The organism is Paenibacillus baimaensis (assembly GCF_025567575.1).
Genome location: NZ_JAOQIO010000094.1, coordinates 357,564 through 384,095 on the forward strand (window position 1 = coordinate 357,564; position 26,532 = coordinate 384,095).

29 protein-coding genes and 1 pseudogene are annotated in these 26,532 nt (G+C 46.5%); 21 read left to right on the forward strand and 9 right to left on the reverse strand.

Annotation, left to right across the window (positions count from 1 at the left end; translation table 11 throughout):
• The first annotated feature begins 5 nt into the window (after positions 1–5).
• Positions 6–2,378, forward strand: coding sequence for an MHYT domain-containing protein (locus tag OB236_RS25350; protein WP_262686410.1), 2,373 nt, complete (start codon positions 6–8; stop codon positions 2,376–2,378).
• Positions 2,379–2,442: 64 nt separating this feature from the next.
• The gene (locus tag OB236_RS25355; RefSeq protein WP_076237884.1) at positions 2,443–2,820 is read left to right on the forward strand and encodes a response regulator; all 378 of its coding nucleotides are present in this window, start codon (positions 2,443–2,445) and stop codon (positions 2,818–2,820) included.
• 60 nt (positions 2,821–2,880) lie between these two features.
• On the opposite strand, the gene OB236_RS40155 is transcribed toward OB236_RS25355, so the two are convergent.
• From OB236_RS40155 to OB236_RS25370, 4 genes are all read right to left on the reverse strand, one after another.
• Positions 2,881–3,003, reverse strand: coding sequence for an IS3 family transposase (locus OB236_RS40155; protein ID WP_408638513.1), 123 nt, complete (start codon positions 3,001–3,003; stop codon positions 2,881–2,883).
• Positions 2,957–3,136: a hypothetical protein gene (locus OB236_RS25360; RefSeq protein WP_262686411.1), complete on the reverse strand. Its 180-nt coding sequence runs from the start codon at positions 3,134–3,136 to the stop codon at positions 2,957–2,959. Before OB236_RS25360 ends, OB236_RS40155 begins: the two co-directional genes overlap by 47 nt.
• 154 nt (positions 3,137–3,290) lie before the next feature.
• Positions 3,291–4,703 carry a glucuronate isomerase gene (uxaC, locus tag OB236_RS25365; RefSeq protein ID WP_262686412.1) on the reverse strand — a complete coding sequence of 471 codons (1,413 nt, stop codon included), beginning with the start codon at positions 4,701–4,703 and terminating at the stop codon, positions 3,291–3,293.
• Positions 4,704–4,733: 30 nt separating this feature from the next.
• A complete protein-coding gene (locus OB236_RS25370) occupies positions 4,734–6,233 on the reverse strand; it encodes a tagaturonate epimerase family protein (RefSeq protein ID WP_262686413.1) in 1,500 nt (499 codons plus the stop codon).
• Positions 6,234–6,405: 172 nt separating this feature from the next.
• Here OB236_RS25370 and OB236_RS25375 point away from each other — a divergent pair, with 172 nt between their 5' ends.
• Positions 6,406–7,257, forward strand: a complete 852-nt coding sequence (locus tag OB236_RS25375) for an AraC family transcriptional regulator (protein WP_262686414.1) — start codon at positions 6,406–6,408, stop codon at positions 7,255–7,257.
• 45 nt (positions 7,258–7,302) lie between these two features.
• On the opposite strand, the gene OB236_RS25380 is transcribed toward OB236_RS25375, so the two are convergent.
• The gene (locus OB236_RS25380) at positions 7,303–7,611 is read right to left on the reverse strand and encodes a hypothetical protein (protein WP_076237889.1); all 309 of its coding nucleotides are present in this window, start codon (positions 7,609–7,611) and stop codon (positions 7,303–7,305) included.
• 62 nt (positions 7,612–7,673) lie between these two features.
• Between OB236_RS25380 and infC the strand changes: the two genes are divergently transcribed.
• Both infC and trhA read left to right on the forward strand, forming a co-directional pair.
• Positions 7,674–8,150: a translation initiation factor IF-3 gene (gene infC, locus OB236_RS25385; RefSeq protein WP_262686416.1), complete on the forward strand. Its 477-nt coding sequence runs from the start codon at positions 7,674–7,676 to the stop codon at positions 8,148–8,150.
• Positions 8,151–8,169: 19 nt separating this feature from the next.
• Positions 8,170–8,811 carry a PAQR family membrane homeostasis protein TrhA gene (gene trhA, locus OB236_RS25390; protein ID WP_076237891.1) on the forward strand — a complete coding sequence of 214 codons (642 nt, stop codon included), beginning with the start codon at positions 8,170–8,172 and terminating at the stop codon, positions 8,809–8,811.
• Positions 8,812–8,895: 84 nt separating this feature from the next.
• On the opposite strand, the gene OB236_RS25395 is transcribed toward trhA, so the two are convergent.
• Positions 8,896–10,212 (reverse strand): hemolysin family protein, encoded by a 1,317-nt coding sequence (locus tag OB236_RS25395; protein ID WP_262686420.1) that lies wholly within the window; start codon positions 10,210–10,212, stop codon positions 8,896–8,898.
• A gap of 418 nt (positions 10,213–10,630) precedes the next feature.
• Here OB236_RS25395 and pyrH point away from each other — a divergent pair, with 418 nt between their 5' ends.
• The 11 genes and pseudogenes from pyrH (at position 10,631) to OB236_RS25450 (ending at position 21,107) form a co-directional block, all read left to right on the forward strand.
• Positions 10,631–11,371, forward strand: coding sequence for a UMP kinase (gene pyrH / locus OB236_RS25400; RefSeq protein WP_076237893.1), 741 nt, complete (start codon positions 10,631–10,633; stop codon positions 11,369–11,371).
• Between the two features lie 24 nt (positions 11,372–11,395).
• A complete protein-coding gene (locus tag OB236_RS25405; protein ID WP_262686423.1) occupies positions 11,396–12,922 on the forward strand; it encodes an NAD(P)H-hydrate dehydratase in 1,527 nt (508 codons plus the stop codon).
• 113 nt (positions 12,923–13,035) lie between these two features.
• Positions 13,036–13,881, forward strand: a complete 846-nt coding sequence (locus tag OB236_RS25410; protein WP_262686425.1) for an STM4015 family protein — start codon at positions 13,036–13,038, stop codon at positions 13,879–13,881.
• A gap of 13 nt (positions 13,882–13,894) precedes the next feature.
• Positions 13,895–15,166, forward strand: coding sequence for an STM4014 family protein (locus OB236_RS25415; RefSeq protein ID WP_262686426.1), 1,272 nt, complete (start codon positions 13,895–13,897; stop codon positions 15,164–15,166).
• Between the two features lie 7 nt (positions 15,167–15,173).
• Positions 15,174–15,956 carry an STM4013/SEN3800 family hydrolase gene (locus tag OB236_RS25420; RefSeq protein ID WP_262686427.1) on the forward strand — a complete coding sequence of 261 codons (783 nt, stop codon included), beginning with the start codon at positions 15,174–15,176 and terminating at the stop codon, positions 15,954–15,956.
• 53 nt (positions 15,957–16,009) lie between these two features.
• A complete protein-coding gene (locus OB236_RS25425) occupies positions 16,010–17,359 on the forward strand; it encodes an STM4012 family radical SAM protein (protein WP_262686429.1) in 1,350 nt (449 codons plus the stop codon).
• Positions 17,353–18,216: an STM4011 family radical SAM protein gene (locus tag OB236_RS25430; RefSeq protein ID WP_262686621.1), complete on the forward strand. Its 864-nt coding sequence runs from the start codon at positions 17,353–17,355 to the stop codon at positions 18,214–18,216. The genes OB236_RS25425 and OB236_RS25430 overlap by 7 nt, the downstream gene beginning before the upstream one ends.
• A 95-nt stretch (positions 18,217–18,311) precedes the next feature.
• A pseudogene (gene cysC / locus OB236_RS25435) lies at positions 18,312–18,787 on the forward strand (adenylyl-sulfate kinase).
• Positions 18,784–19,503 (forward strand): metallophosphoesterase family protein, encoded by a 720-nt coding sequence (locus tag OB236_RS25440; protein WP_262686431.1) that lies wholly within the window; start codon positions 18,784–18,786, stop codon positions 19,501–19,503. Before cysC ends, OB236_RS25440 begins: the two are co-directional and overlap by 4 nt.
• 26 nt (positions 19,504–19,529) lie before the next feature.
• Entirely contained in the window at positions 19,530–20,096 is a 567-nt protein-coding gene (locus OB236_RS25445; protein WP_262686432.1) for a beta-class carbonic anhydrase, read from the forward strand.
• A gap of 78 nt (positions 20,097–20,174) precedes the next feature.
• Positions 20,175–21,107: a manganese-dependent inorganic pyrophosphatase gene (locus OB236_RS25450; protein WP_262686434.1), complete on the forward strand. Its 933-nt coding sequence runs from the start codon at positions 20,175–20,177 to the stop codon at positions 21,105–21,107.
• Positions 21,108–21,196: 89 nt separating this feature from the next.
• On the opposite strand, the gene OB236_RS25455 is transcribed toward OB236_RS25450, so the two are convergent.
• Complete coding sequence (locus OB236_RS25455) at positions 21,197–22,051, reverse strand: 1,4-dihydroxy-6-naphthoate synthase (protein ID WP_262686435.1); 855 nt, start codon at positions 22,049–22,051, stop codon at positions 21,197–21,199.
• Complete coding sequence (locus tag OB236_RS25460; RefSeq protein ID WP_262686436.1) at positions 22,048–22,689, reverse strand: futalosine hydrolase; 642 nt, start codon at positions 22,687–22,689, stop codon at positions 22,048–22,050. Before OB236_RS25460 ends, OB236_RS25455 begins: the two co-directional genes overlap by 4 nt.
• A gap of 167 nt (positions 22,690–22,856) precedes the next feature.
• On the opposite strand from OB236_RS25460, the gene OB236_RS25465 reads away from it, so the two are divergent.
• Genes OB236_RS25465 through OB236_RS25480 form a run of 4 tightly spaced genes read left to right on the forward strand, consistent with a single transcriptional unit; the run spans position 22,857 to position 25,105 of the window.
• Positions 22,857–23,447 (forward strand): TVP38/TMEM64 family protein, encoded by a 591-nt coding sequence (locus OB236_RS25465; protein WP_262686437.1) that lies wholly within the window; start codon positions 22,857–22,859, stop codon positions 23,445–23,447.
• Positions 23,448–23,481: 34 nt separating this feature from the next.
• Entirely contained in the window at positions 23,482–23,760 is a 279-nt protein-coding gene (locus tag OB236_RS25470) for a hypothetical protein (RefSeq protein WP_262686439.1), read from the forward strand.
• A gap of 44 nt (positions 23,761–23,804) precedes the next feature.
• A complete protein-coding gene (locus OB236_RS25475) occupies positions 23,805–24,200 on the forward strand; it encodes an ATP-binding protein (RefSeq protein WP_262686441.1) in 396 nt (131 codons plus the stop codon).
• 38 nt (positions 24,201–24,238) lie between these two features.
• Positions 24,239–25,105: an aldo/keto reductase gene (locus OB236_RS25480; protein WP_262686443.1), complete on the forward strand. Its 867-nt coding sequence runs from the start codon at positions 24,239–24,241 to the stop codon at positions 25,103–25,105.
• Positions 25,106–25,110: 5 nt separating this feature from the next.
• Here OB236_RS25480 and OB236_RS25485 read toward each other — a convergent pair whose 3' ends face one another.
• Positions 25,111–25,329, reverse strand: coding sequence for a hypothetical protein (locus tag OB236_RS25485; protein WP_262686446.1), 219 nt, complete (start codon positions 25,327–25,329; stop codon positions 25,111–25,113).
• A 214-nt stretch (positions 25,330–25,543) separates the two neighbouring features.
• On the opposite strand from OB236_RS25485, the gene OB236_RS25490 reads away from it, so the two are divergent.
• On the forward strand, positions 25,544–26,518 hold the full coding sequence (locus OB236_RS25490) for a carbon-nitrogen hydrolase family protein (protein WP_262686447.1): 975 nt from the start codon (positions 25,544–25,546) through the stop codon (positions 26,516–26,518).
• The last annotated feature ends 14 nt before the right edge of the window (positions 26,519–26,532 follow it).

Here is a 26,532-nt window from a genome sequence, read left to right on the forward strand (position 1 = left end):
GTCGAGTGGAACATGTTCATGGCTCGTACGATACGGTACTTGTCGTTTTTTCTTACGTCGTAGCTGTTGTTGCTTCCTATACCGTTCTTGATTTGGCAGGGAGAATCAGCACATCTCAAGGGAGAAACCGATGGTTGTGGCTCCTGTTCGGCGCAGTTGCCATGGGGATGGGCATCTGGTCGATGCATTTCGTTGGAATGCTTGCTTTTTCATTATCTGTTCCGGTCACTTATGATCTTTGGCTTGTTCTGTTGTCCGTGGTGGTAGCGATCACCGCGTCCTTCATTGCTTTAAATGTTGTTGGTCGCAGTCATCTGACATTGCGTCAATTGCTTGGCGGCGGCATGCTGCTTGCCGTTGGCATTTCAGCGATGCATTACATTGGAATGGCTGCTTTGCAGGTCGATATCACGTATAATCCTTTCTACTTTGCACTTTCCATCGTTATCGCAATTGCGGCCTCCAACGCTGCATTATGGTTGTCGTTTTATTTTCACAAAGGAGGAGATCGCAGTGAAGTTTGGAAAAAGCTCGGAAGTGGTTTAATAATGGGCGCCGCGATCGTTGGCATGCATTATACGGGAATGATGGCAGCCAACTTTCATTTTGGAGATAAATTGGCTTTATCCTCCGGTAGGGTCCTGGAGCAAAAGTGGCTGGCTTATTTCATCTCAGGAGGTACATTGTTTACGCTTGGGTTGTCTCTGCTCGGGATATTTATCTCCAAACGGTTTTCCCATAAAGACTCGGAAATTCAGGAAAAAACAGATGAAATTTATATCATAAATCAGGAGCTACGGCAGTTGAACGACCATTTGGAGGAATTGGTGGCGGAACGCACATCCCAGCTGGAGAAAGCCCATGATGAAGCCATCAAGGCGAACAGGGTCAAAAGCCAGTTTCTAGCCAATATGAGTCACGAACTGCGAACACCGCTCAATGCTATCATTGGATACAGCGAAATGCTGAAGGAAGAAGCGGAAGAACTTGGCGAGCCAACATTTGTGGAGGATCTTGGGAAAATCAGCAAATCGGGTAACCATCTGCTCGCCCTGATCAACGATATTTTGGATATCTCGAAAATCGAGGCTGGCAAAATGGAGATGTACTTCGAGACCTGCGATTTGACGGATTTGATTCAGGATGTGATGACGACGGTCAGACCACTTATTGAAGGCAATGGAAATCAGTTGGAAACTCGCAGTATAGAAAGCGAGATGACAACAGATGTGACGAAGCTGCGGCAAATTTTAATCAATTTGTTAAGCAATGCAAGCAAATTTACAAAGGATGGCACGATCGACTTCGATGTATACCGCGAAACAAGAGATAACAAATCGGGTTACTGCTTCCGTATCAAGGATTCGGGAATTGGTATGACACCCGAGCAAGTGGAAAAGCTTTTTCAGCCTTTCACACAAGCTGATTCCTCGACGACACGCAAATATGGAGGCACCGGTCTTGGGCTAGCCATCAGTCAAAGCTTCTGCAACATCATGGGGGGCGAAATTTCTGTCGAAAGCGAACTTGGGTCTGGCAGTACATTTACGTGCTGGCTTCCTGTTTCTCCCGCCGGACAGGAGATCGAGGAACCGTCTGTAGCCTATCGCGAGAAGGAAGAAGAAGCCAGTCAAGTGAGCATTCTGCTCATCGATGACGAGCCCTTCAACCAGCAATTGATGCGACGATATCTCGACAAAGAGGGATGGACAATGGCATTTGCCGAAAGCGGTCAGGAAGGGCTTCGTCTGACCAAGAAGCTTCGCCCCAAGGTGATCTGTCTGGATATCCTCATGCCAAGTATGGATGGGTGGAGCGTATTGTCGGCACTTAAGAGCGATCCGGAACTGCAGGACATCCCCGTCGTAATTTGGTCGATGACAAATGATAAACACTTGGGTTACACGCTCGGCGCTTCCGAATTTCTGACGAAGCCGGTGCAGCGGGAACGGCTGATCGATGTGATGGACAAGTATGTCTCGAATCGTGCCTTGCAATCTGTTCTGGTGATTGAGGATGATGCGACGACAAGCGAATTGATGACAAAGCTGTTGCATAAAGAGGGGTATGCGGTTACTCAAGCTGGAAATGGTCGTATCGCTTTGGATTGTATCGCCAGAGAAATACCTACATTGATTTTACTTGACTTGATGATGCCGGAAATGGACGGCTTTCAATTCGTTGCAGAGCTTCGTAAACAGGATGCTTGGAGCGAAATTCCGATTGTGGTGTTAACCGCCAAGACAATCACAGCGGAAGATCGGTTAAAGTTGAACGGTTATGTGAAGAGCGTCATTCAAAAAGGATCGTTTAATCACAAATCGTTGCTGGCGGAAATTCGCCAATTCATTACTACCACCGCGAATAAGAATAGCTAGCCAACACAGCGCTTGGCAAGCTCGAAGTTGATCTATTACGTAGAATTAGGAGGCTTTAATCCCTATGAATATTATTCTTCTGGTCGAAGATAATGAGATGAATCGCGATATGCTGTCTCGGCGTCTGACCCGCAAAGGGTATCAGGTTATCACAGCTGAAGACGGCAAGCAAGGCGTTGATTTGGCGATGAAGGAACACCCTGATCTGATTTTGATGGATATGAGTTTGCCTGTTATGGATGGGTGGGAGGCAACCCGAATGCTCAAGAATTCTCCTGAAACGAAGGGTATTCCGATCATCGCTTTAACAGCTCATGCAATGGCAGGAGATGAAAAGGAAGCATACCAAGCGGGATGCGATGATTTCGATACCAAGCCGGTTGTCATGGATCGATTGCTTGGGAAAATACATGCAAGATTGGCAAAGAGCGAAGAGAAATGATTCTAATATTGTGGAAAGCTAAGATGGTCTGAAAAACGAAAAGGCTTGAAAAATATGTCCTTATGTCTGGTAGGCGGCCTTAGCCCTGAATTCCACGGGACTGAGGTCGTTTAATTTTGCCTGAAATCGCTCATTATTATAAAAAGCCCGGTACAGCCCCAAGCGCCTGGTCCAGCGTTTCAAATACCAGTTTGTTGTTGTTCGAATGCCCCAGTACATAGGAAATAAGGTTATTGCCGTGGAACTCTCGTTTTAGCAGGTTCTCAGCCACATGCTGAGGGGTAGAGCGCGCGTATTGCTTTTTCTTCTTTGACAAAGAAATACTCCCCTTTAAGTAGCCGGTTTTTTAAAAAAACCTGTCTACTTAAAGGGGAGCATATCAAATTGCGACAGTCTTATTTCACGATGCTTGTGCGGCACAGCCTGCCACGATACCCGCAACTTTCAAGTATCGTGCAGCACAAGCTTTTTTATTTGCCAAAACCAAAGTATTGGTTGGCATTGTTATAGCAAATATTTTCAATCATACTGGACAGCAGCTCGATATCGTTTGGAGCTTCGCCATCTTCCACCCATTTTCCAATCATATCGCACAGAATTCTTCTGAAGTATTCATGTCTCGTATAAGACAGGAAGCTTCTCGAATCTGTAAGCATCCCGACAAAACGGCTCAGCAGGCCAAGATTGGCCAATGCCTGCATTTGCTCCAGCATACCATCCTTTGTATCGAGGAACCACCAGGCTGCACCCAGTTGAACTTTCCCCGGAATACCTCCGCCTTGGAAGCTCCCGATAATCGAACCCAACACATAATGATCTTTAGGATTCAAGGAATACAAAATCGTTCTTGGCAAGGCATCGTCGCTATCCAATGCATCAAGCAGACGAACAATCGGTTGTGCCGTTGAGCTGTCGTTAATGGAATCGAAACCGGTATCGGGACCCAATTTATTGAACATCCGTACATTGTTGTTACGGTGTGCATTAATATGGAACTGCATGGCCCATCCGAGCTCGGAGTAAAGCTTACCCAAAAATACGAGCGTGTACGTTTTGTATTGTTTTTCTTCTTCAAGACTTACGGAAGCCCCTTGAAGCGCTTTGGCAAATATGGCTGCTGCCTGCTCCTTGGTCGTGTCTGCATAGGCAACATAGTCCAAGGCATGGTCGGAAACGCGCCCGCCGATGGAGTCAAAGAAACGAACCCGGGATTCGAGAGCAGTCAAGAGCTGATCGTAATCACCAATCGGTTGTCCGGCAACTTCAGCCAGCTTCTGTACCCAAGGAACGAAGGTAGGACGGTTAATTTCCAGACCTTTATCCGGACGGAAGGAAGGGAGGACAGCAACGTCAAAATCATTTAATTCCTTGATTTTAATATGATACTCCAAGGAGTCGGTCGGATCATCAGTGGTGCAGATCACTCTGACGTCAGACTTTTTGATCAGATCTCTGGCTCCAAAGCCTTCTCCGTTCAATTGCGCGTTAACAGTTTCCCAGATTGCAGGTGCATTCTTTTCGTTGATCAGATCGTAGACGCCGAAGAAACGCTGAAGCTCCAGGTGTGACCAATGATAAAGCGGGTTACCGATAGTCATCGGAACAGTCTTGGCCCATTCCAGAAAACGGTCGTAATCGCTCGTGCCTTCGCCGCCTGTTACCAGGTTTTCCGTAGCACCATTCGCGCGCATAGCTTTCCACTTGTAATGATCGCCATACAACCAAGCTTCAGTTAAGTTCTTGAATGTTTTGTTCTCATAAATTTCTTGCGGGCTTAAGTGACAATGGTAATCGATAATCGGCTGTTTTTTTGCATAATCGTGATACAAGCGAACGGCCGTTTCATTCGTTAGCAAAAAGTTTTCATCTAAAAATTTCTTCATGAGCCTGTACACCGCCTTATTCAGATATGATTATTTACCTAAGAGCTCCAAATGCTTGCCGATATGGGAGATCAGCGACTGCTCAAAAGCATCCTCTTGCTCATTCAATGTGCTGAAGAACTCGTCCTTGAACAGGGAATTACCTTGTGCATCCTTCGCTTGCAGCAAAATTCCGTACGTAATGTGAATTACTTGACGCGCATTGTTCTCGTTCATATATACATCGGCCAAATCTGCATCGGCAACTTGATTAAGTGGAACAATTTTGCTTAGATCGGTCGTAACATGGTAGTAAACAGTTGCTTCTTCAAAATGATCCAAAGCGTATTGGTGCATCTTACGGTACAGGTCCGGCTTCACTTTGGCTACAGTTCTGACAGCTTCGAGCCAGTTCGTACCGGCAGTCTTGATATGGAAGCGTCCTTTGGTGTGCTTGCCGATCAATGGGAATACGCTGAATTTGTCACTGCCTGAGTGAATACTCAGCTTGTAACCAAAATCATCAGCAATTCCGGCATGGATGATCAGTTCTTCCTCAAATTTTGCGATATCACCGATGTAGTCGATTCCCTTTTGGAATTCACCGATAAAGCGCGGGGCCATGCTGTAAATCGTTAAGCCGCGGGCATACAGTTCCTTGGCCACCAAAAAGTGGGATTCCGGATCTGTTGGTGTCGCAGTCTCATCAATTGAAATTTCAAAGTCGATCTCACGACCGGCATTTTTAATATAGGTGTTGTAAATATGCTCCATAAAATCAACGGCAGGACCATAGATCAATACGTTCTTGATCAAGGTTGCTTTGTCAAAAGTTACAGAGGAGCCAGCTACTTGAAAGCTTTCATTCAGGTAACGGTTTTCATAGTGATTGCGCGTTGCTTCTGGAAGCTGAGCATACTTGTCCGCCTGTTCATCAGCAGATAAGCCTTCAATAGAATTATCGATATATTCAGAGCAATCCAGTGTCAGCATCGTAAAGCCAAGACCAAGTGCCAGTTCAATATCTGCTTCAACTTTCAAGTGATCGCCGTCAGCACCAAAGCCGTCTTTGTAGCCTTCCTGGAATACAGCGAAGCATGCCGCATCAACCACTTGCTTGTAATCACGACCGGTGAGATTCAACTCACGGATGCTTTGTTGAGCCAGAATCGGACGGATATCATGGCCTTTAACAGTTTTGATATGTCCTGGGGAAGCAATACCAAGACGGTCGCCCAGACCAATCGTTGCAACCTGTGTACCAAATGCACGCGGTACGGTATAGTCAAAAAATTTGTTAATTACGAGACGGTTCTCATGGGTCAACGGACTGATTTTGGCGCCGCCTTCAATTTCACCTTGCAACTCATCGAATAGGGGACCAGAACCAATGGAAACCAAATATTTGGTCGCTTCATGTTTAACTAGGACGATTTTAACGGCACCGGATTCGGCAAATGAATGCGGATACACTTTAAAGCTGGCAGGGATTTCGATGCCGTCTACACTGCCTTTTTGCAGAGCGTCGACAATGGGTTGATATGTGCTCATGAATAGAGCCTCCTTCAATAATTGAGTAACTCGATCATAACGCAAAATCAGTTTATAATCTTTACCTATTTTGTCTGTTTTATCTCCTTGTATGCATATCTTGCTATGATCGAACCGTTCTTTCTGTTACAATAGAGGGGTTAGCAGCTAGGATAGAAAGCGGTGAAGCAAGATGAGCGAGACGGTTTCCCTTACCTATGGGTCAGAGGAAGGCGATTTTTATATGCAGCATATTAAACGCACGGAGCTGTTTGAGCGAAATAACCATTTTCACAGCACTTATGAAATCTATTATTTGCTATCAGGTCACCGGACCTATTTCATTAAAGACCGTTCTTACTTGATCGGCCCGGGTGATCTGGTATTTATTAATAAATATGATGTTCACAAAACCTCAGATGTCGGAGAGCCGGGACATGAACGGGTTGTGATCAATTTTAGCGATAAGTTTATCGACAAGGATCAATCCTTATATCATCCTTCATTATTTAATGTGTTTGAGCAGCCTGCGCATGTACTCAGCCTCAAGCTGCAGGACCAGATATTTACGCGCTCCGTGCTGGATAAGCTCGATAAGGAGCTCAAGGAGAAAGCAACCGGCTTTGAAACCTATATCAAGCTGCTGCTGGTAGAGCTGCTGCTGTTCTCCAGCCGTTATGCGGAGCGCAACGAAGCAGCGCCTTTCGAGCACGCGAGCCCCTTGCATCGCAAAATCTCGGAGATCGTCCAATACATTAATAAAAACTATGCGCAGCCGATGACGCTTTCAGGTATGTCGGAGCAATTCTATATGAGTCCGTATTATATGAGTCGTACCTTTAAAGAAATAACCGGCTTTACCTTTATAGAGTATGTAAATATGACGCGAATTCGTGAGGCTCAATTACTGCTTCGTGAATCTACCCGTAAAATCATTGATATCGCCGATAGTGTCGGCTTTGAGAATATCGCCCATTTTGGACGTATGTTTAAAAAGCTGACCAAGCTGACGCCACATGAATATCGTAAGCTGCATCGGCAATAATCATGAAAGTGAAGGCTTATCGAAGTTAGCTATTTCTGTAAAAAATTATTCGGATCGTTGGCTGCGTCGTGCGATTTCTTCGGTTACAATAAAAGCAAGCTCCTCATTACCGAACAACGATAAGACACCGAGCAAGGTTTCATCAGGAATATCGCCGGCTTCTTCCTTCGGCACGATCAAATCTTGAACTTGCTGCAATAATGGATTCGCTTCTTGCTCAGGATAGGCACGTCTGTACAGATCGGCAGGGTCGAGGTCGTGATTAACGCACCATTGGGCAAAGATATGAACCATCAACGATTCGTCGCGCTGGTAATTGCGGATAAGCTGCTCTTCCAATTCTTTTTGGCTCATGGATAAGCTCCCTTCAATTTGATATGCTTACTCATTATAACGAAAGTTCAGGTGGTTGCCTAATGATCATGAATGAAAAGATAAAAGCATCCGAGGTGCAGCTAACCGGAATCGATGGTGAGGACCTGGGCGTGATGCCAACCTCACATGCATTAGCACTCGCCAAGAAGCTTAAAGTGGATTTGGTATGCACATCGATGATGAGCAGTCCGCCGCCTTGCAAGCTGGTGGGCGCGGGTAAGGCGAGGGAAGAGGCGCAGCAGCAGCGTAAGCGGGAGCAAGCTCCCAAGGTGAAGGAAATCCGGCTGACTCCGCATATTGAAGCTCATGATTATGATACGAAAAAACAACAGGCGGAACGTATCCTCAAATCCGGAGATGCGGTGCTGCTGGTCGTACGTATCCAGGGTAAGGAAGGACCAGAGGCCAAGACGCTGCTGGAGAGCCTGATAGACGATTTAAAGCTTGCAGGGCGCAAGCAAACCGGCATTCAACTGAGCGGCAAGCAGGCTGCGGTTCAATTGGACCCTTTAACATAATAAAGGAGGCGATCCACAGATGGCAATGACACATACGTATAGCAAAAGAGAAGAGCTTGCAAATGCCGTTACACACGGTATCGGGAGTTTACTTAGCTTGGTTGGACTTGTCGTGTTGATTGTGTTTGCTGCTTCAAAGGGAACAGCCTGGCACGTAACCAGCTTCACAATCTATGGCGTAAGCATGCTGCTGCTGTATGTCGCATCGACCATGCTTCACAGCCTTCCTGCGGGTAGAGCCAAGGATGTATTTGAAGTGCTGGATCATTCCTTCATCTATGTATTCATTGCCGGGACGTACACGCCGATCTTGCTAACGGTTATTCATGGAACGCTCGGTTGGGCATTGTTAATTATGATATGGGCAATCGCCGCGGCAGGGGTCGTATTTAAAGCGTTTTTCACCAAAAAATTTTTGTTTACCTCGACCTTGATCTACATTGCGATGGGCTGGATTGTTGTGTTTCTCTGGAATCCGATGTCTGCGGCACTCCCCACGGCAGGTATGACCTTGCTTGTCATTGGCGGTCTGTTGTATACGCTCGGCACGGTGTTTTATGTGTGGAGAAGCTTTCCTTATCACCATGCTGTATGGCATATGTTTGTGCTTGGTGGATCGATTCTGCATTTCTTTATGATTTTGTTATATTTTCTGCCTTAGTCAACCTAACAGGGGATTTATCCGCATACCTAAAAAAGAGCCAAATCTCAGATGAGATCAGGCTCTTTTTGCCATCTATTCAATTCATTTGTGATCAATAGAAATCGGTTCTTTTTTGCCAAGCGGTTTGATTTCAATTTTGCGAAAGCTCAGTCCGTCTTTTTTCAAAATCTTGAAGTGCAGGACATCAAATTCCCATTCCATGCCTTCTCTTAAAAGCGGATGCTTGGCATACAGCCAGCCGCCGATGGTATCCAATTCGCTTTGATCCAAATCGCTGCCGAAAATGTCATTGATGTCTCCAATAGGTACCTTGCCATCGACAATAATACGCTGATCACCCATACGCTCTATCTCTGGCCGTTCCTCCGAGTCGAACTCATCACGGATTTCTCCGACGATTTCCTCCAGCACATCTTCAATCGTAATCATGCCTGCCGTCCCGCCGTATTCGTCAAGCAGCATGACAATGTGGGCATTTTGCTTCTGCATTTCTTTGAGCAAAGATTTGACAGGCATGGATTCAGGTACAGACACAACCGGATTGATCAGATCAAGCAGGTTGATTTGGGGAGTATCGATATATTTTAAGAAAAATTGCTTCGTATTGATCATCCCGATAATGTCATCCTTACTTTCTCCAGCGACCGGGAATCGAGTGTATTGCTCTTCTTTAATTATATTCATGTTTTCTTCAAGGGTATTATTTAGGAATAAGCAGACCATTTCGGTGCGGGGGACCATGATTTCTCTGGCTTTCAGCTCATCAAACTCAAAGATCCTGCTTACGTAACCGTATTCGGTTTGGTTAATTTCTCCGCTTTCCAGACTTTCGCTCAAAATAATCCGCAGTTCTTCCTCAGAGTGGGCATCCTCATGCTCATTCGCAGGTCTCATGCCGAACAGTCTGATAAATTGAGTAGCTGAGCCATTCAGCAGCCAAATAAACGGATACATGATTTTGTAGAACCCGATCATAGGTGCCGCCAGCATGAAGCTGATGGATTCCGCTTTTTGGATGGCTATCGATTTGGGAGCCAATTCACCCAGTACGACATGAAAGTAGGTGACGAGTCCAAAAGCGATCAGGAAGGAGAGTGTGGCTTCGACCTGAGAAGGAAGCCCGATAGGTCCGATAAGTGGATGTAAAATTAACTCTACGGTCGGTTCACCGAGCCAACCGAGACCGAGTGCCGTGATGGTGATGCCTAATTGGCATGCGGATAAATACCCATCCAAATTACTAATCACACGTTTAACGGATCGAGCCTTCTTGTTTCCTTCGGTAACGAGCTGATCTACCCGGCTTGGGCGGATTTTGAGAAATGCAAATTCTGCGGCAACAAAAAATGCTGTTGCTAATAGTAATACCAAAATCATGACCAAATTTAGACCTATCATCGTTGTCCCCTCATTAAGCTATTTTGAACAGATGGTACAGTTTCTTCGTATTAATCATAACATGGAGATTATCATATCTCAAAATCGAATGACATAATCAGGTTATTGACATCTTGATTGGAAGATTCAATATGACAATCAACAAGCAAAATTTGACGTTTTATAAGCTTCAATTTACAATAAATAATATACGAATTCGTCAAGCGGGAAAGGTGTGGGACTATGGATAGCCTTCTGAAGCCATATGGGATAAAGTCGTGTGGAGCAAGGCTATTTGTATTCATATTCCTTTCATTCCCTTTTATATTCCATTGGAGACACTACAGGCATTTATTGCTTGAGTGTCTTTTATTTTTATGTACCCTTAACAATCAGCAGCGCCCGAGCAGTATGAAAATTTTTTGGAGGTGCATGGTTAGTGAAGTATAAAAGAATTTTGATCAAGCTTAGCGGCGGGGCCGTTGCTGGCAAGAGTGAATTTGGTTTTGATCCTGAGCGGCTTGAGCATATAGCCAATGAAATTATGACGGTATTGCGTATGGGCGTCGAGGTTTGCCTCGTGATTGGCGGGGGTAATATATTTCGTGGAAATATGGGTGAAAATTGGGGCATTGAACGAGCAGAGGCTGACAATATCGGCACTTTGGCAACTGTGATTAACAGTCTGATGCTCAGAGGCGTTCTTAAAGCCAAAACCAGCTCTGAGGTCAGAGTGATGGCAGCAATTCCGGTTACCTCCGTAGCCGAGCCTTATATTCGTTTAAAAGCCATTCACCATTTGGAAAAGGGTTTTATCGTGATTTTTGCAGGTGGTAATGGACAGCCATATGTCACGACGGATTATCCCTCAGTGCAAAGAGCCATCGAGGTAAACTGTGAAGCGATTCTGGTTGCCAAGCAGGGTGTGGATGGTGTTTATAATCAGGATCCAAAGCTTCATAAGGATGCGCAGAAGTACAAGTCACTGCATTACAATGATGTGATTAGCCATGATTTGCGGGTTATGGATCAATCAGCTTTTATATTGGCACGGGACTTTCATTTACCCATTTATGTGTTTAATTTCGATAAACCTGGCTCGATGAAAGAAATTTTTGAGGGAACCAGTACAGGTACATGTATTAGCGAGAGCTCAGTATTGGCCTATTACGAGGATTGATGTTACAGAGGAGGGGCAACAAGCATGTATGTCGTCAATTCGCAGGAAATGAGAGCTATTGATCAATATACGATAGAACAAATCGGCATCCCGGCTATGGTGCTGATGGAAAACGCAGGAAGAGCGGTTGCCGAGGAGGTATCGCTTTATGCAGGTGAGCGGCTTCAACGTATTGCAGTGTTGGTTGGCAAAGGCAACAATGGTGCGGATGGACTTGTCGCTGCCAGGCATTTACAGGAAGCTGGACATAAGGCGGAAATCATCTACGCGACAGATCCAGCAGGCTTTGTGGATGAAGCGGCAGTACAGAGAGATATCGTCCATAATTTGCGGATTCCTTCCTCTACTTACGCAGAATTATGTGTTCAATGGCACAGCTATGATTTGATTATCGACGCATTACTGGGCACAGGCAGCCGTGGAGCGCCGCGTGAAGTCGTTGCAAAACTTATTCTAGAGGCTAATGAGAGCGACCTTCCTATCTATGCTGTCGATATTCCAAGTGGGCTGGATCCGAACACAGGGTATGTGCATGATGCTTGTATTCGCGCCACCTGCACCATTGCATTAGCCTTCCCCAAGCGTGGACTGGAGCAGGAGCCAGGTGTAGAGCAGGCAGGGCGTGTGAGTGTTCGTTCTATCGGAATCCCGCAATCTGCAGCCGAACAATTGAAGGTTCGTACTTACCGAATTGAAGAGCCACTGCTCTCGGATACACTGGGTCTGAGCAGCTATAGACGGCGTGCTTCCAATTCCAATAAAGGTACCTTCGGGCATGTACTTGTCGCTGCAGGGAGCCGCTCTATGAGTGGTGCAGGTTTATTGTGCTCCAAAGCAGCCCTGCGAGCAGGAAGTGGCTTGGTGACCTGGGCGCTGCCAGAAAGTCTGCTTGATGGGATGCTGGGACAAATTCCAGAGATTATGATGCGAGGCATGGCTGATGAAGGCCGTGGTGATTGGGGGAAGATTTCCACACAATGGATCCTTGAGCTGGCAGCAAATAAGGCCGCGATCGTGTTCGGACCGGGTATAGGACGCTTTGACAATGATACCCATTGGCTCCGGGACATCTGGGAACATACAACTTGCCCGCTTGTTCTGGATGCTGATGCTTTGAATATGCTGGGTACCTCCATCGGACTAGATGCCCTGTCGCGGCGATCGGCTCCTGTTATTTTGACACCACATCCCGGAGAAATGGCTCGTCTGTGCGGTAAATCGATTCCTGAAATTCAAGGAGACCGAATTGAAACCGCACGCTCCTTTGCCTGGAAGTTTGGCGTTACCCTAGTTCTCAAAGGTGCGCGAACTGTTGTCGCTACTCCAGAAGGTGAGATATACATTAATCGTACCGGTAACGCGGGAATGGCTACTGGAGGTACAGGAGATGTGTTGGCAGGAATCATAGCCGGACTGCTCGCTCAAGGCATGTCAGCCACGCAATCGGCCGCTCTCGGTGTCTACTTGCATGGTTCAGCCGGAGATCGCGCGGCGAGCAGCAGACCCTATATGGCTTCCTTAATAGCGAGCGATATTATCGATCAGCTGTAGAGGTGGCAGCGAGATTGGTAAAATTTGATTTGCAGATGATCAGCAGGTAACATAAATAGAAGCAACACCGTATTTCAGAGTTCAAAAACCGCATTTCCAAGGAGGTACTATTAATGACTGAAGTCCGATTAGTGCTTGACTATGATGATCACGAACAAGGTCAGACGATGGAAAAATTAATTGAGGAACTTGCCGTCAAACCAGAAAGTCGAGAGCTGCATTCCTTGATTATAGGCTCCTGGGGGGATGCTTACGAGAATGATTCAAGTGCTTTGGCACAGGCCATTATTCAGGCGCGTGAGCAATTTCCGAATTTGACAAAGCTGTTTATTGGCGATATGGAAGGGGAAGAGTGTGAGATTTCCTGGATCAAGCAATCCGATCTCACACCGCTGCTGGACGCTTATCCGAAGCTGCAGTCCTTTACCGTTCAAGGCAGCGAGGGTCTGCGGCTGACTCAGCTAAAGCATGCTCACCTGGAGGAGCTTATAATCATATGTGGGGGACTGCCTCTGGAAGTGATCCAAGACATCCAGACTGCCGAGCTGCCGGAATTAAAAAAGCTGGAATTATATTTGGGCGTTGACAATTATGGATGGAATGGCAGCCTGGACGATCTGAAACCATTTATGAGCAAAGCGCTGTTCCCCAAGCTTACTTATCTGGGTCTGAAGAACAGTGAAATTCAAGATGAAATTGCGATTGCGATCGCGGATGCTCCCATATTGGACCAACTTCATACCCTTGATTTATCACAAGGAACTTTAAGCGATATCGGAGCGGAAGCTCTCCTTGTCAGCAGCCGGATTCAAAAGCTCTCATTCCTCAATTTAAGTTATCATTACATGTCTGAAGCGATGATCAAGCGTTGGAAGGAATCAGGCATTCAGGTTGATGTTAGTGACGAGCAGGGTGGTGCCGATGAGGATGATTGGCGTTATCCGGCAGTAACTGAGTAAAGTGTCGAACTGCTTGGAAACGAACCGTCAGCTGATTGTTATCGGAAATCCAGGGAATAAAAGAACGTCTTTCTTACAAAAGGCTCGTACCCGTCTTGGACTTCCTCCAGCTCATCTCATTTCCTATCTCGATTGGTTGAGGTATAAGGGAAGTCCAGGAGAGTTATTACGGCCTTATTTACAGGACGGCAAGCAACTGCCTCTAATTCGCCTCGATTCTCCTGGCGAGCAATTCGAAGTAGAACGGGAGCTGATTGCGCTTGGAGCGGTGTGTGCGGAGGAAGGGAATCGAATGGATCCATCAACAGAGGCTTTATATCAATCCGCTGCTGCTTTAGATGCCTTTCATCCGCTGCACCATTTAAGTACTGCAGCACGGATTTCCCCACAAGAGGCGCGTTATCTTATTCAGGAGCAGGGACGCATTTACCACCCTGCCCAATGGTTTCGTGGTTTCTGTAGACTCCTGCACCAGATCAAGCAGCAGGCCGAAGCGCTGTCGCCATCCGTTCGTTGGATGAATGACCCGGCAGAAATTGCCCTGATGTTTGATAAACGCCGCTGTCATCAGCTTCTCACAGCTCATGGTGTTCCGGTCCCGCCCATACCTGCAGCTCTGGGCAGCATCGGTAATTATGAAGAGCTTAGGGAAGCTATGCGGACCGGTCGAATGCACCGTGTTTTTATTAAGCTGGCCTTTGGCTCTTCGGCATCAGGTATAGCGGCTTATCAGATAAATCCATCCACGGGTGCCGAGGTTATGGTTACGACGATTGGTCAGGAGTATCGTGACCAGCAACCCGTCTACTATAACGCAGGCTCATTAAGAAAATATACCGATACCACAATCATCAAAACTATTGTGAATTGGCTATGTGAGCAGGGTGTTCATGTCGAGCGCTGGATTGAGAAAGCTTCTGCACCAGCTGCGCTGCACAAGCAAGTATTTGACATTCGTCAGCTGGTTGTAGGTGGGCAGGCTTGTCACAGGGTTGCCCGTCTGAGTCGTACACCCATCACCAATCTGCATTTGCGCAATGATCGTGCAGACCCTGCTGACATAGGCCTTACACCGGAAACTATCGATCGTATTGAAGAGATTGCTCAGGCAACGATGGCTCTATTCCCATCTTCCTTCGTTGCGGGCATCGATGTTCTGTTATCACGTGACTCCCTTAAGCCATACATCGCTGACATCAACCCGTTCGGTGATCTTGTATATGATGTGCAATTTAACGGATGCAGCACCTATGAATGGGAAATGACTTGTATCTATAAAGGATGAAATCTGTATGATCAATATGAACGAGATTGTTGGCACACATGACATTCTCTTTATTACACTGGACACTTTACGTTATGATGTAGCCAAGCTCGAGGAGCACAACTGTCCGAATCTATGTGGATCAGGCTCTTGGGAGAAGAGGCACACGCCAGGAAGCTTCACTTATGCCGCTCATCATGCTTTTTTTGGAGGTTTTTTGCCGACACCGGCAACGACGAATAAAAGGGAGCATACGCGGTTATTTCATTCCAAAGGAACAGGACTCAAGACACAGCCGAATACCTGGTTATTTGATACGCCCGATATCGTATCGGGTTTACAATCCGCCGGATATCGGACGATTTGTATCGGGGGCGTTATTTTTTTTACAAAAAAAGTACCCTTAGCCAAAGTGCTTCCGTCCTATTTTCAGGAAAGCTATTGGCGTCAAACCTTTGGCGTTACTCAACCCCGATCTACCGAGCACCAGGTGAACCATGCATTGAAGCTGATTGGCAAGTATGACCGGGAGCAACGTTTGTTTTTGTTTATGAATGTATCGGCTATCCATGGTCCTAATCATTACTTTGTGCCTGGCGCGAGACAGGATTCGCCCGAAACCCAAAGAGCCGCATTGCGTTATGTCGATGCTCAGCTTGGTCCACTTATGGACGCCATGCGCAGCAGAGGCCCGACTTTTTGCATCGTTTGTTCTGATCACGGAACCGCTTTTGGCGAGGGTGGCTATAATGGTCACAGGCTTGCGCACGATGTTGTATGGACAGTCCCTTACAGGGAGTTTGTATTATAGAGGAGCTGCAAAAAATATTGGACCCGCAATTATAGTGATGAAAGGAGAACAACATGCTTCCTATTCAAAAAGAGCTTGATCTTGAACTGTGGAAGAAACAGCTGATGGCTGATCCCTATTTATCCTATCTCTATGCCTACCCTCATAAAACAACTTATCGCGAGCTTGATCCTCCATTATCATTGTCCGAGCTATGGGAGAAGGAGCAGGGTGAGTCTTTCTTTTTGTATATGCATATTCCTTTTTGTGCAATGCGCTGCGGATTCTGCAATTTATTCACACTGCCTGACCGTCGTGATGATGTACATGAGCAGTATGTTGCGGCTTTGGAACGACAAGCCCGCCAGTGGGCACCGTTCGTTACTCATCGTCCCGCTTCGCGGTTTGCAATCGGCGGAGGAACACCGACCTTATTGAATGAAGTGCTGCTCGATCGATTGTTTGTGATCGCCGAAGAAGTGATGGGATTGGACTTGAGCAGAACCTCGATATCTGTTGAGACTTCGCCGGATACGGTAACCGAGGGCCGCATAAGGCTGCTGAAGCAGCGAACGGTGGATCGCGTCAGCATGGGCATTCAGAGCTTTACCGATACGGAAACGACAGCCATACATCGTCCACAGAAAAAAGCGGAGGTTGTCAGAGCGCTTGAGCTCTTGAAGCAAGCTGATTTTCCAATCCTTAATCTCGACTTGATTTATGGATTGCCTGGGCAAACCATGGTATCGTGGCTGTATTCGCTGGACAGTGCAATTGCGTACGAGCCTGAGGAAATCTTTATTTATCCGCTCTACACACGTGAGAATACGTTCTTGAAACCTGAACAAGTGTCGGCAAGCGGACACGATATTCGAATGGATTGTTACCGGGCGGCCTGTGATAGGTTAGCGAGTGCAGGATACGTCCAATATTCGATGCGTAGGTTTGCCAAACCGGATGCGGCCCCTGTTAAAGAGCTGCTTCCCTTCAGCTGTCAGGAGGAGGGGATGATCGGGCTTGGCTGCGGCGCTCGTTCCTACACAAGGAATGTCCATTATGCTTCTCGATATGGTGTCAGCTACAAGGCTACGAAGAGCATCATTGCCGATTATGTAGCTACTACCGATTACACTAAGGCGGATTTTGGATTTGTGCTGAATATTGCCGAGCAGAAGCGTCGATTTATTTTGAAAGCAATCCTGCATCGCGAGGGTTTGGAGCTCGCTTCCTATGAGCAGCGCTTTGGGACGGGTGCATTGAACGATTATCCGGAATTATACCTGCTTATCAAAAGCGATTTGGCTCAAACTGCGAATGGCATTCTTCTGTTAACGGATCAGGGCTTGGCCTATTCAGATGCTATAGGAGATTGGTTTATTTCGGGTGAAGTCAAGGATTTAATGAAAGAGCATGTGTTATTATGAGTACACTCTATTATCGTGGTGCTTTATCCTCGTGCAACTATGACTGTCCTTACTGTCCCTTTAGCAAAACGACCGATAGTGCCGAGGTGCTTGCTCAGGATCGTGCTCAGCTGCAGCGATTTGTAGGATGGATCCAGGGGCAGGCGGGAAGCGGATCACGGTTTTCGATTTTTTTCAATCCGTATGGTGAAGCATTGGTTCATCGCTGGTACCGAGAGGCTATGGTTGAACTATCGCATATGGAGCATGTGGACAAAGTGGCTGTTCAAACCAATTTGTCTGTCAAGCTGGACTGGATGACCGAATTAAATCGGGAAAAAGCCGCTTTTTGGGCAACCTATCATCCTGAGCAAACGACGGAATCGAGATTTTTGTCGCAGGGGATGCAGCTGTATAAACAGGGAATTTCGTTCAGCGTAGGTACAGTGGGGCTAAAGCCGTATTTTGAAGCTATTCAGTCCATGCGTAGATCACTGCCTGAGGATGTTTACCTATGGGTGAATGCTTTTAAAGACAAATCTCGTTATTATACGGCTGAGGATGTAGCGATTTTGCAAGCTGTTGATCCGTATTTTGAGCATAATCTGGCGGACTATGCCAGCCTGGGACGAAGGTGCAGAACGGGGCAGGATGTGTTCTTCGTATTAGGCTCAGGACAAGTCAAACGCTGCTACAAGGATAAACGAATGATCGGACATTTATATCGGGACGGGCTGGCTGCATTGTCCAAGGAAAGGCCGTGTCAGCTCAAACAATGCGGTTGCTACATCGGGTATGTGCATATGCCTGAGTTATCGCTGCAAGCGGTCTATGGAGCCAGTCTGTTGGAGCGGATTCCCGAGTCATTTGCACATTAAGGAGTATTATCTTGAAACAGGAAGCTGCACAAGAAGGCTGGATATGCTGGTTCACTGGCTTATCCGGTTCAGGTAAAACAACAACAGCATTGGCGTTGACGGATGCCCTGCGCAAGGATCAACGGAAGGTTGAGCTCTTGGATGGTGATGAGCTTCGTACGGGAGTGGGCTTGGATTTTCCCGCGAGGATCGTATGGAAAATATTCGACGTATCGTTTATATCGCCAAGCTGCTGTCACGCAACGGAATTACAGTTGTCGTTTCGACGATAAGCCCTTATCATGAAATGAGACGATATGCTCGCAAGGAGCTCCAACAGTTTGTGGAGATTTACGTCGATTGTCCACTTGAAGAGTGTGAACGCAGAGATCCAAAGGGACTTTATAGGAAGGCCCGACAGCATCAAATTGAACATTTTACAGGAATTACAGACGTCTATGAGCCGCCGGAGCAAGCCGAGATCACGATCAACTCGATAAGTCAGACTCCGGAAGCGAATGCCGCGATCATTAGGAGTTGGCTGCAAAGGAGCAGAACCATAACAGAAACAGAAAGGAGGATAAAGGAATGAAAATCGCTTTTATAGCAGACATTCATGGTAACGCGCTTGCGTTAGACAGTGTGTTGGCTGATATCCAAAAGAAAGAGATCGATCGTATTTATGTACTGGGGGATCTTTGTTATCGCGGCCCAGAGCCCAGGCGGTCACTGGATTTGGTTCGATCCCTGAACACAGAGGTTATCAAAGGAAATGCAGATGAATGGGTTGTCCGCGGCGTTCGTGAAGGAGAGGTGCCAGCTAAAGCCATAGAAATGATGAACCGGGAAAGGGATTGGACCGTTTCTCAGCTTGAGGCTGCCGATATCGATTATTTAAACCAATTGCCGACAGAGCTCAGTCTCACTGTGGATGGAATCACAATTAAGGCCTTCCATGCGACGCCGGATAGTCTATTTGATGTTGTTCTACCAGGTGCAGATGATGCTATTGTTGAATCCAAGCTCATGCAGGAAGCAAGCTCGCAAATTTTTATTTACGCACATATCCATAAGCCTTATATTCGATACTTAAATGGTAAGATGATTATGAATACCGGTAGTGTAGGTTTACCCTTCGACAAGCTGGCGATGGCTTCGTATGCAACGGTGGAAATTACAGAGGGAGTTGTTCAAACTTCGATTGTACGAGTACCGGTGGATATTGAGCGAGTCGTTCAGCAGTATGAGAAGGTTCAATATCCCAATGCAGCCATGATGGCTAATGTAGTCAGAAACGCTAGTGTATAATCGGATTTAAGGAGAAGAGAGAGCATATGACGATAGTTTCTAGCTTTTTGGAATTTAATAAGCAGTTTGTTGAACAGAAGCAGTATGAAGAGTATTTAACGGACAAATATCCTGATAAAAAAATAGCGATTTTGACCTGTATGGATACACGTCTTGTTGAATTACTACCCAAGGCACTGAATCTTCGCAATGGTGACGCGAAAATTATTAAAAATGCCGGCGCTATTCTCACGCAGCCCTTTGGCAGCGCCATGCGCAGTATTTTGATTGCTATATATGAAATGGGAGCTCAGGAAGTATTGGTCATCGGACATACCAATTGCGGTATGACCAACTTGGACACGGGAAAGATGGTTGATAAATTTCGTGCTGGCGGCATTTCCGATGCCGTACTCTCCACGCTGGAAAACTCCGGTATTCGGATGGAACGTTTTCTGAGGGGCTTTAACAGCCCGGAGGAAGGTGTGGCGCATAGTGTCAAAATTATCCGTAACCACCCACTGATTCCAGCTCATGTTCCTGTACATGGTTTTATTATGGACGCCGAAACAGGAGCCTTAGAGATGATTATTGACGGATATGAGAACGTTTGAACTCTGTAAAACTATTGGAATATGACGTATTTAAATGTATAATTAAATGGACAATTAATTTAACTGAGGAGTAAGATGATGGCAAAAACACTTATATTTGGACACAAAAACCCGGATACGGACACGATTTGCTCGGCAATTGCTTATGCGGATTTAAAGACAAGCCTTGGCTTTGAGGTTGAGCCTGTTCGGTTAGGAACGATCAGTGGAGAAACGCAATTTGCCCTGGATCATTTTCAGGTAAAAGCGCCGCGGTTGGTTGAAACCGTAGCAAATGAAACGGACAGCGTAATTCTCGTCGATCATAATGAGCGTCAGCAAAGTGTTAGCGATATTGATAAGGTGCGTGTACTTGAGGTTATTGATCATCACCGTATCGCTAATTTCGAAACGAGTCATCCTTTGTACTATCGTGCTGAGCCTGTTGGCTGCACAGCTACGATATTGAACAAGCTGTTCAAAGAAAATAACGTGCAAATTCGCAAGGAAATCGCCGGACTTATGGTATCTGCTATTATTTCCGATACACTTTTGTTGAAATCACCAACCTGCACAGAGCAGGATGTGGCTGCAGCACGTGAATTAGCCGAGATTGCAGGCATTAACCTGGAAAGCTATGGTTTGGAGCTGTTGAAGGCAGGAGCAGATCTGAGCGGCAAAACGATTGCTGAATTGATTTCTCTTGATGCCAAGGAATTCCAAATGGGCTCAAGCAAGGTTGAAATTGCACAAGTTAATGCGGTTGATACGAACGATATTCTGGTTCGTCAGCCTGAGCTGGAAGCGGCTCTTACTACAATTATTGCTGACAAGGGCCTGGATTTGTTTGTATTCGTAGTTACGGATATTTTAAATAACGATTCCGTTGCATTGGCATTGGGCGGTTCCACTCAAGCAGTTGAGCAAGCCTACAATGTAAAGTTGGTCGATAACAAAGCAGTTCTAAAAGGTGTCGTTTCACGCAAATCACAAATCGTACCTGTATTGACTGAGGTTTTTAACAAAAATTAATAGCTTGATATGTTCCTTTAAATTACAAGCTACATAACTTGTTGTAAAGAAAGAGGCTGCCAGCGATTATGCTTGGCAGCCATTTCTATTTAAACATCTTTAAACAACCGTAATGCCTCCCAATCCATATGTGGAACCAAGCCTTCTTCCGCAGCACGCTTTAGCAGTGCGGTGATCGCCCCATATCCATCATCACCCAAATCGGCACTGAATTCATTAACATATAAATCAATGTGGGCTTGAGCTACTTCAGGGGCAAGCTCCTGAGAATGGCTTAGTACATAGTCGCGCGAAACCTCTGGGTGTGCCCACGCATACTCCACTGAAGCCCGAATCCATTTACTGATGGCTGCCAGGTCCAAAGATCGATGAGCAATGATCGCTCCGAGTGGGATAGGCAAGCCTGTATCTGCTTCCCACCAGCTGCCCAGGTCGACCAACATGTTCAATCCGTAATTAGGATAGGTGAATCTGGCCTCATGAATAACAAGTCCGGCATCAACCAGACCATCCCGAACTGCCGGCATAATTTCATGAAAGGGCAGGATTACGATTTCACCTACGCCTCCAGGTACATGCTGAGCTGCCCAAAGGCGGAACAGCATGTAAGCAGTGGAGCGTTCACTCGGTACGGCAACCTTAAGACCTTTCAAAGCTGCCGGGTCTTTGATGGCGTTCACTCCACCAGCACTCAGTACGAGTGGGCCACAACCTCTGCCGAGTGCTCCTCCACAAGGGAGTAGAGCATATTCAGATAAAGCCCATGGCAATGCCGCGTAGGAAATTTTCATAACCTCCGGTCCGCCTCCATGTGCCGCCAGTCCATTCGTTATGTCGATATCTGCATACATCACATCAAGCTCAGGCGCGCCAGGCAAGAGGCCATGTACCCAGGCATGAAAGACAAAGGTGTCATTGGGACAAGGTGAAAAAGCGATTTTCATGTTAATACCTCCATTAATACATTGCTGGCTGATTGTAATGCTTGTAGTGCATCCTGGATACGCCAGGCACTGCGGTCCCTTGGACCTACCGGATTGGAAATTGCACGAAGCTCCAGAAAAGGAACTCCGCCATATTGGGCTGCTATAGCCACACCGTAACCTTCCATGGCCTCGGCTGCTGCTCCAGGGATACGCTTAGTAAGCTCTGTTGCGGTTGCTGTTGAACCCGTCACGGTGGATACAGTTAGAATAGGGCCCGTGTGAACGGAAAGCCCTGCGCCCTGCAACGCTTCAGTGATCCGTTGGGGCCATTCTTTGTCCACCTGGATGCGGGATGAACCAAATCCAAGCTCATCGAGACTGAGAAATCCGTCTGCAGATTGAGCGCCGAGATCCGCGGCAATGATCTCATCAGCCATAACGAGCGATCCAATCTCGGCTGTACCTGCAAAGCCGCCGGCAATACCGGCACTAATGACCAGATCATAAGGTGCTGCTGCTAATAAAGTTGCGGTTCGAGCAGCTGCCGATGCGGCTCCCACACCAGCAATGCCGACATGAAAGCTCGAACAATTATGAAGTCCACGTAACACCGCATCCCTCTCAACTTCAACTGCGGTCATCACAAGTATGTTCATTGTATATGATCCCCTCTTATTTTGTTAGCCGCTTGACATCAAGGGCTTGTAATGGTCGTCCAACTATTTTAGTATACTTTATAGAGAGCAATGTGCAAATGTCGAGATGATGAATGATATACGGTACGGATGAAGCAGATGCCTGATAGAAGAGGGGATAAGGCAACATGAACTGGATAGACCAACTAGCCGGGTTAACTTGGGAAGACGTCGAGCATTATCTGAATCGTTACGAAGCGTTGGGTCCCTTACCTGGGATTCTTGCACCCTTCATAGAGTCTCTAATCCCTGTACTGCCACTAATTGCGATTATAATCGCCAATGTAAATGCCTATGGTTTGTGGGAAGGTGCTTTATGGTCATGGATCGGTGTTGTTAGTGGTGCGGTTTGTGTGTTTTTGTTTTTTCGCAGGTTCGGGGTTCGATTTCGCAATTTTATTGAACGCAAATATCCTAAAGCCGGAACTTTTATCGGATGGCTGGAGCAGCATGGTTTTACACCGATTTTTGTGCTGGCCTGCTTCCCATTTACACCATCGGCTTTCGTAAATATTGTAGCGGGTATATCGAAGTTACCGAGACGTGTATTTCTGATAGCAACAGCTAGTGGGAAAGCTGTCATGATCCTAATCGTATCTGTAGCAGGACATGACTTGGGGAATTTGATCAAGCAGCCTTGGAAAATGGTTGCGATCCTGCTCGTTTTTGCTTTGATTTGGTATGCAGGTCGCAGGCTGGAGTCGCGTTACACCAAATAAATACAAGTTTTGATAATTTGGAAGAGGGATTGCCATGCGTACGGATTACATCGATATTTTATCGATAATCTCCAATAACTTATACAAATCTGCCGAGCAGGTTATGCAGATTGCAAGCGAAATGATTAATGCCAATACGTTCTGTATCGCGATTAATGACAGGTTAACGACAACCGTATTAAAAACCTTTAATCGGGAAGTGACTATGCTTGAGGAAGGTCTGATTGTTGATAATGAGCAGTCATATTGTCATCTGGTCATCGAAAAATCGGTCGGCCCTTTGGTCATTCAGGACAATAAACCCATCCGTTGACAAAAGATATGGATGCGACACGGTTTGTGGGGGGGTGCTCGTTTATGGGGGTAAAAATCGTTACCCCGCGAGGGAACATCTTTGGATCGCTTTGCGCGTTTGATCATAATTACTATCAGTACCGGGATCAAGATGTGGCATTGCTGAAATCGCTGGCCATATTTTTTGCCAATGTGCTTGAATTGGAGGAAACCGCCAAGAGCCTGCAAGAGGCTGAGCAGTCCAATATAGACCTGCTTGAGGAAAAGGCTAATTTACTTGCAGTGACCTTTACCCAGATCCATGTGGCAGACTCCACAGAATCCGATACGGGAACCGGAACCGGACTTGGACTCTATATTAGTAAGCAGTTGGTTGAACTGATGAATGGCCGTATCTGGCTTGAGCAATCAAGCAGCAGTGGCGCCTGCTTTTCTTGCGAAATTACGTTATCGATTTAATGGATTGCATAACCATTCTTTCATACGGAGGTCAAACAATGACGACTAACCACAATATAGCTGGCATACCCCTTAGCGATGGTGCCATCGTGCCGAGACTTGGGCAAGGGACATGGTATATGGGGGATCGACCATCTCACAAAAGCGAAGAAATCAGAGCTTTGCAGCTTGGCGTGGAGCTGGGTATGAATCTGATCGATACCGCTGAGATGTATGGCGATGGAAAGTCAGAACTGCTTGTCGGGGAAGCTATCCAGGGAATCAGGGATCGGGTATTTGTTGTATCCAAGGTGTATCCGCATCATGCCGGCCTAAATCATATCGTTCAAAGCTGTGACAACAGCTTGCGGCGCTTGCAAACCGATCGTCTGGATCTATATCTGCTTCATTGGAGAGGCAGCGTTCCTTTAAGTGAAACGATAGAAGGCATGGAGAAATTGGTTGAAGACGGCAAAATATTGCGCTGGGGTGTGTCCAATCTGGATACGTCCGATATGAAGGAGCTTACGCGTCTAAGCAAGGGCACGCATTGTGTGACGAATCAGGTGCTGTACCATCTGGGCTCAAGGGGAATTGAATATGATTTGCTTCCGTGGCAGCAAGAGCATGGAATGCCTGTAATGGCCTATTGTCCGCTAGCACAGGCCGGATCCTTAAGAAAAGGTTTGATTGGCCATCCAACCGTTAAGGAAATTGCCGAGCGGCATCAGGTAAATCCTTTTCAACTGCTTCTGGCTTGGTGTATTCGAAGCGGCCAAGTGATAGCGATACCGAAGGCATCCTCTGAAGCGCATGTCATCCAGAATGCTGAGGCAGCGCGCATTCAACTAACAGAAGAGGACTTAAGTAAGCTGGATGCTGCCTATCCAAAGCCGACGCGGAAAATTCCGCTCGATATCGTATAGTCCTTTTAAGGGTTCAGCCTGACAATATAAATGAAAAATGCAACATATCCCGATACAATAACAATCAAATAAATCCATGACAGTCGGGACCAGTTTCCTTTGGTTCGAGTATCATATTTGGGGTTCCCTTCTTTGTTTTTCTTCGAAAATCCGACGAGAAAGGTAGCAGCAGTAGCCAGTAACAAGATGGTGGCAAATAACAAGTAGTAGATATATAGCGACATTGGCGATCACCCCGACACATGTGTTTTATACTCTTACTATATCAAGTACAAATGAAGTCGTGACCCTCCATTTTGCCTGCTTTTAACCCATCCGCTTCCTGCTTTGACTTTGTCTACAGCGTGCTTCTACCAAATGGGTGGTGAAAACACCAAGTGAGTGGATGGTTACAGATCCATGAAATCCATCTAAGATGGTGAAAAAGGAGTGGATCTGATGACAGAACGTACAGAACGACAAGTTGTTCGCGTAGCTGTGGTGCAATCTGCACCCCTATTGTTTGATAAGGCGGATGCTATTGCGAAGATTGCTTCTTGGACCCAGGCTGCTTCCAAGGAAAAGGCGAAGCTTGTGGTGTTTCCAGAAGTATTCGTATCGGGTTATCCAAGAGGATTGAGCTTTGGTACCCGTGTCGGGAGCCGCAGTCCTGAGGGACGAGAGGACTGGTATCGATATTGGGAGAGCTCGATTCAGATTCCAGGTGCGGATACCGAGCTGATCGGTGAAATAGCAAAGGAAGCCGGTGTTTATCTGGTAGTCGGAGTCGTCGAGAGGGAGTCTGGCCTTAGTCAGTCTACTCTGTATAATTCAATCGCTTATTGGGGACCGGATGGAACGCTGCTGGGGAAGCATAGAAAGCTGATGCCTACTGGCTCTGAACGACTGCTGTGGGGGATGGGGGATGGAAGCACGCTAAGTGTGATCGATACGCCCTTTGGCCGGATCGGTGGATTGATATGTTGGGAAAATTATATGCCGCTCGCCAGAATGGCTATGTATGCCAAAGGAATTGATATCTTGGTTACTCCGACTGCTGATGCTCGCGATACCTGGCAGGCGACCCTGCAGCATATTGCTGTTGAAAGCCGATGCTTTGTTCTTTCCAGCAATCAATATGTGACCAAGGAAAGCTATCCTCAGGATCTGGCTTATTATAAGGACATCTTGAATGATCCGGATATTTTGTCAAGGGGTGGGAGTGCGATTGTGAATCCGCTTGGCGCTTATGTCGCGCCTCCGCTTTTTAACAAAGAGGGCTTGCTTTTCGGAGATCTGGATATGGCTCTCGTTCCGAAAAGCCGCTATGATTTTGATGCAGTCGGTCATTACAGCCGTCCTGATGTGTTTCAATTGCGAGTCAATGAAACTTCACAGGAAACTGTTACTTTTAAAGAAAAATTACTTTTTTAAACAAGCGGGCCCAA

What these genes read in the sequence shown, in the direction of transcription:
- OB236_RS25460 (WP_262686436.1), bottom strand. Translation starts at nt 22,689, where the DNA reads ATGAACATACTTGTGATGACCGCAGTTGAAGTTGAGAGGGATGCGGTG.
- OB236_RS25410 (WP_262686425.1), top strand. Translation starts at nt 13,036, where the DNA reads ATGACTGAAGTCCGATTAGTGCTTGACTATGATGATCACGAACAAGGT.
- OB236_RS25370 (WP_262686413.1), bottom strand. Translation starts at nt 6,233, where the DNA reads ATGAGCACATATCAACCCATTGTCGACGCTCTGCAAAAAGGCAGTGTA.
- uxaC (WP_262686412.1), bottom strand. Translation starts at nt 4,703, where the DNA reads ATGAAGAAATTTTTAGATGAAAACTTTTTGCTAACGAATGAAACGGCC.
- trhA (WP_076237891.1), top strand. Translation starts at nt 8,170, where the DNA reads ATGGCAATGACACATACGTATAGCAAAAGAGAAGAGCTTGCAAATGCC.
- OB236_RS25395 (WP_262686420.1), bottom strand. Translation starts at nt 10,212, where the DNA reads ATGATAGGTCTAAATTTGGTCATGATTTTGGTATTACTATTAGCAACA.
- OB236_RS25405 (WP_262686423.1), top strand. Translation starts at nt 11,396, where the DNA reads ATGTATGTCGTCAATTCGCAGGAAATGAGAGCTATTGATCAATATACG.
- OB236_RS25455 (WP_262686435.1), bottom strand. Translation starts at nt 22,051, where the DNA reads ATGAAAATCGCTTTTTCACCTTGTCCCAATGACACCTTTGTCTTTCAT.
- OB236_RS25440 (WP_262686431.1), top strand. Translation starts at nt 18,784, where the DNA reads ATGAAAATCGCTTTTATAGCAGACATTCATGGTAACGCGCTTGCGTTA.
- OB236_RS25480 (WP_262686443.1), top strand. Translation starts at nt 24,239, where the DNA reads ATGACGACTAACCACAATATAGCTGGCATACCCCTTAGCGATGGTGCC.
- OB236_RS25445 (WP_262686432.1), top strand. Translation starts at nt 19,530, where the DNA reads ATGACGATAGTTTCTAGCTTTTTGGAATTTAATAAGCAGTTTGTTGAA.
- OB236_RS25420 (WP_262686427.1), top strand. Translation starts at nt 15,174, where the DNA reads ATGATCAATATGAACGAGATTGTTGGCACACATGACATTCTCTTTATT.
- OB236_RS25375 (WP_262686414.1), top strand. Translation starts at nt 6,406, where the DNA reads ATGAGCGAGACGGTTTCCCTTACCTATGGGTCAGAGGAAGGCGATTTT.
- OB236_RS25355 (WP_076237884.1), top strand. Translation starts at nt 2,443, where the DNA reads ATGAATATTATTCTTCTGGTCGAAGATAATGAGATGAATCGCGATATG.
- OB236_RS25425 (WP_262686429.1), top strand. Translation starts at nt 16,010, where the DNA reads ATGCTTCCTATTCAAAAAGAGCTTGATCTTGAACTGTGGAAGAAACAG.
- OB236_RS25485 (WP_262686446.1), bottom strand. Translation starts at nt 25,329, where the DNA reads ATGTCGCTATATATCTACTACTTGTTATTTGCCACCATCTTGTTACTG.
- OB236_RS25475 (WP_262686441.1), top strand. Translation starts at nt 23,805, where the DNA reads ATGGGGGTAAAAATCGTTACCCCGCGAGGGAACATCTTTGGATCGCTT.
- OB236_RS25465 (WP_262686437.1), top strand. Translation starts at nt 22,857, where the DNA reads ATGAACTGGATAGACCAACTAGCCGGGTTAACTTGGGAAGACGTCGAG.
- OB236_RS25490 (WP_262686447.1), top strand. Translation starts at nt 25,544, where the DNA reads ATGACAGAACGTACAGAACGACAAGTTGTTCGCGTAGCTGTGGTGCAA.
- OB236_RS25470 (WP_262686439.1), top strand. Translation starts at nt 23,482, where the DNA reads ATGCGTACGGATTACATCGATATTTTATCGATAATCTCCAATAACTTA.
- OB236_RS25380 (WP_076237889.1), bottom strand. Translation starts at nt 7,611, where the DNA reads ATGAGCCAAAAAGAATTGGAAGAGCAGCTTATCCGCAATTACCAGCGC.
- infC (WP_262686416.1), top strand. Translation starts at nt 7,674, where the DNA reads ATGATCATGAATGAAAAGATAAAAGCATCCGAGGTGCAGCTAACCGGA.
- OB236_RS25450 (WP_262686434.1), top strand. Translation starts at nt 20,175, where the DNA reads ATGGCAAAAACACTTATATTTGGACACAAAAACCCGGATACGGACACG.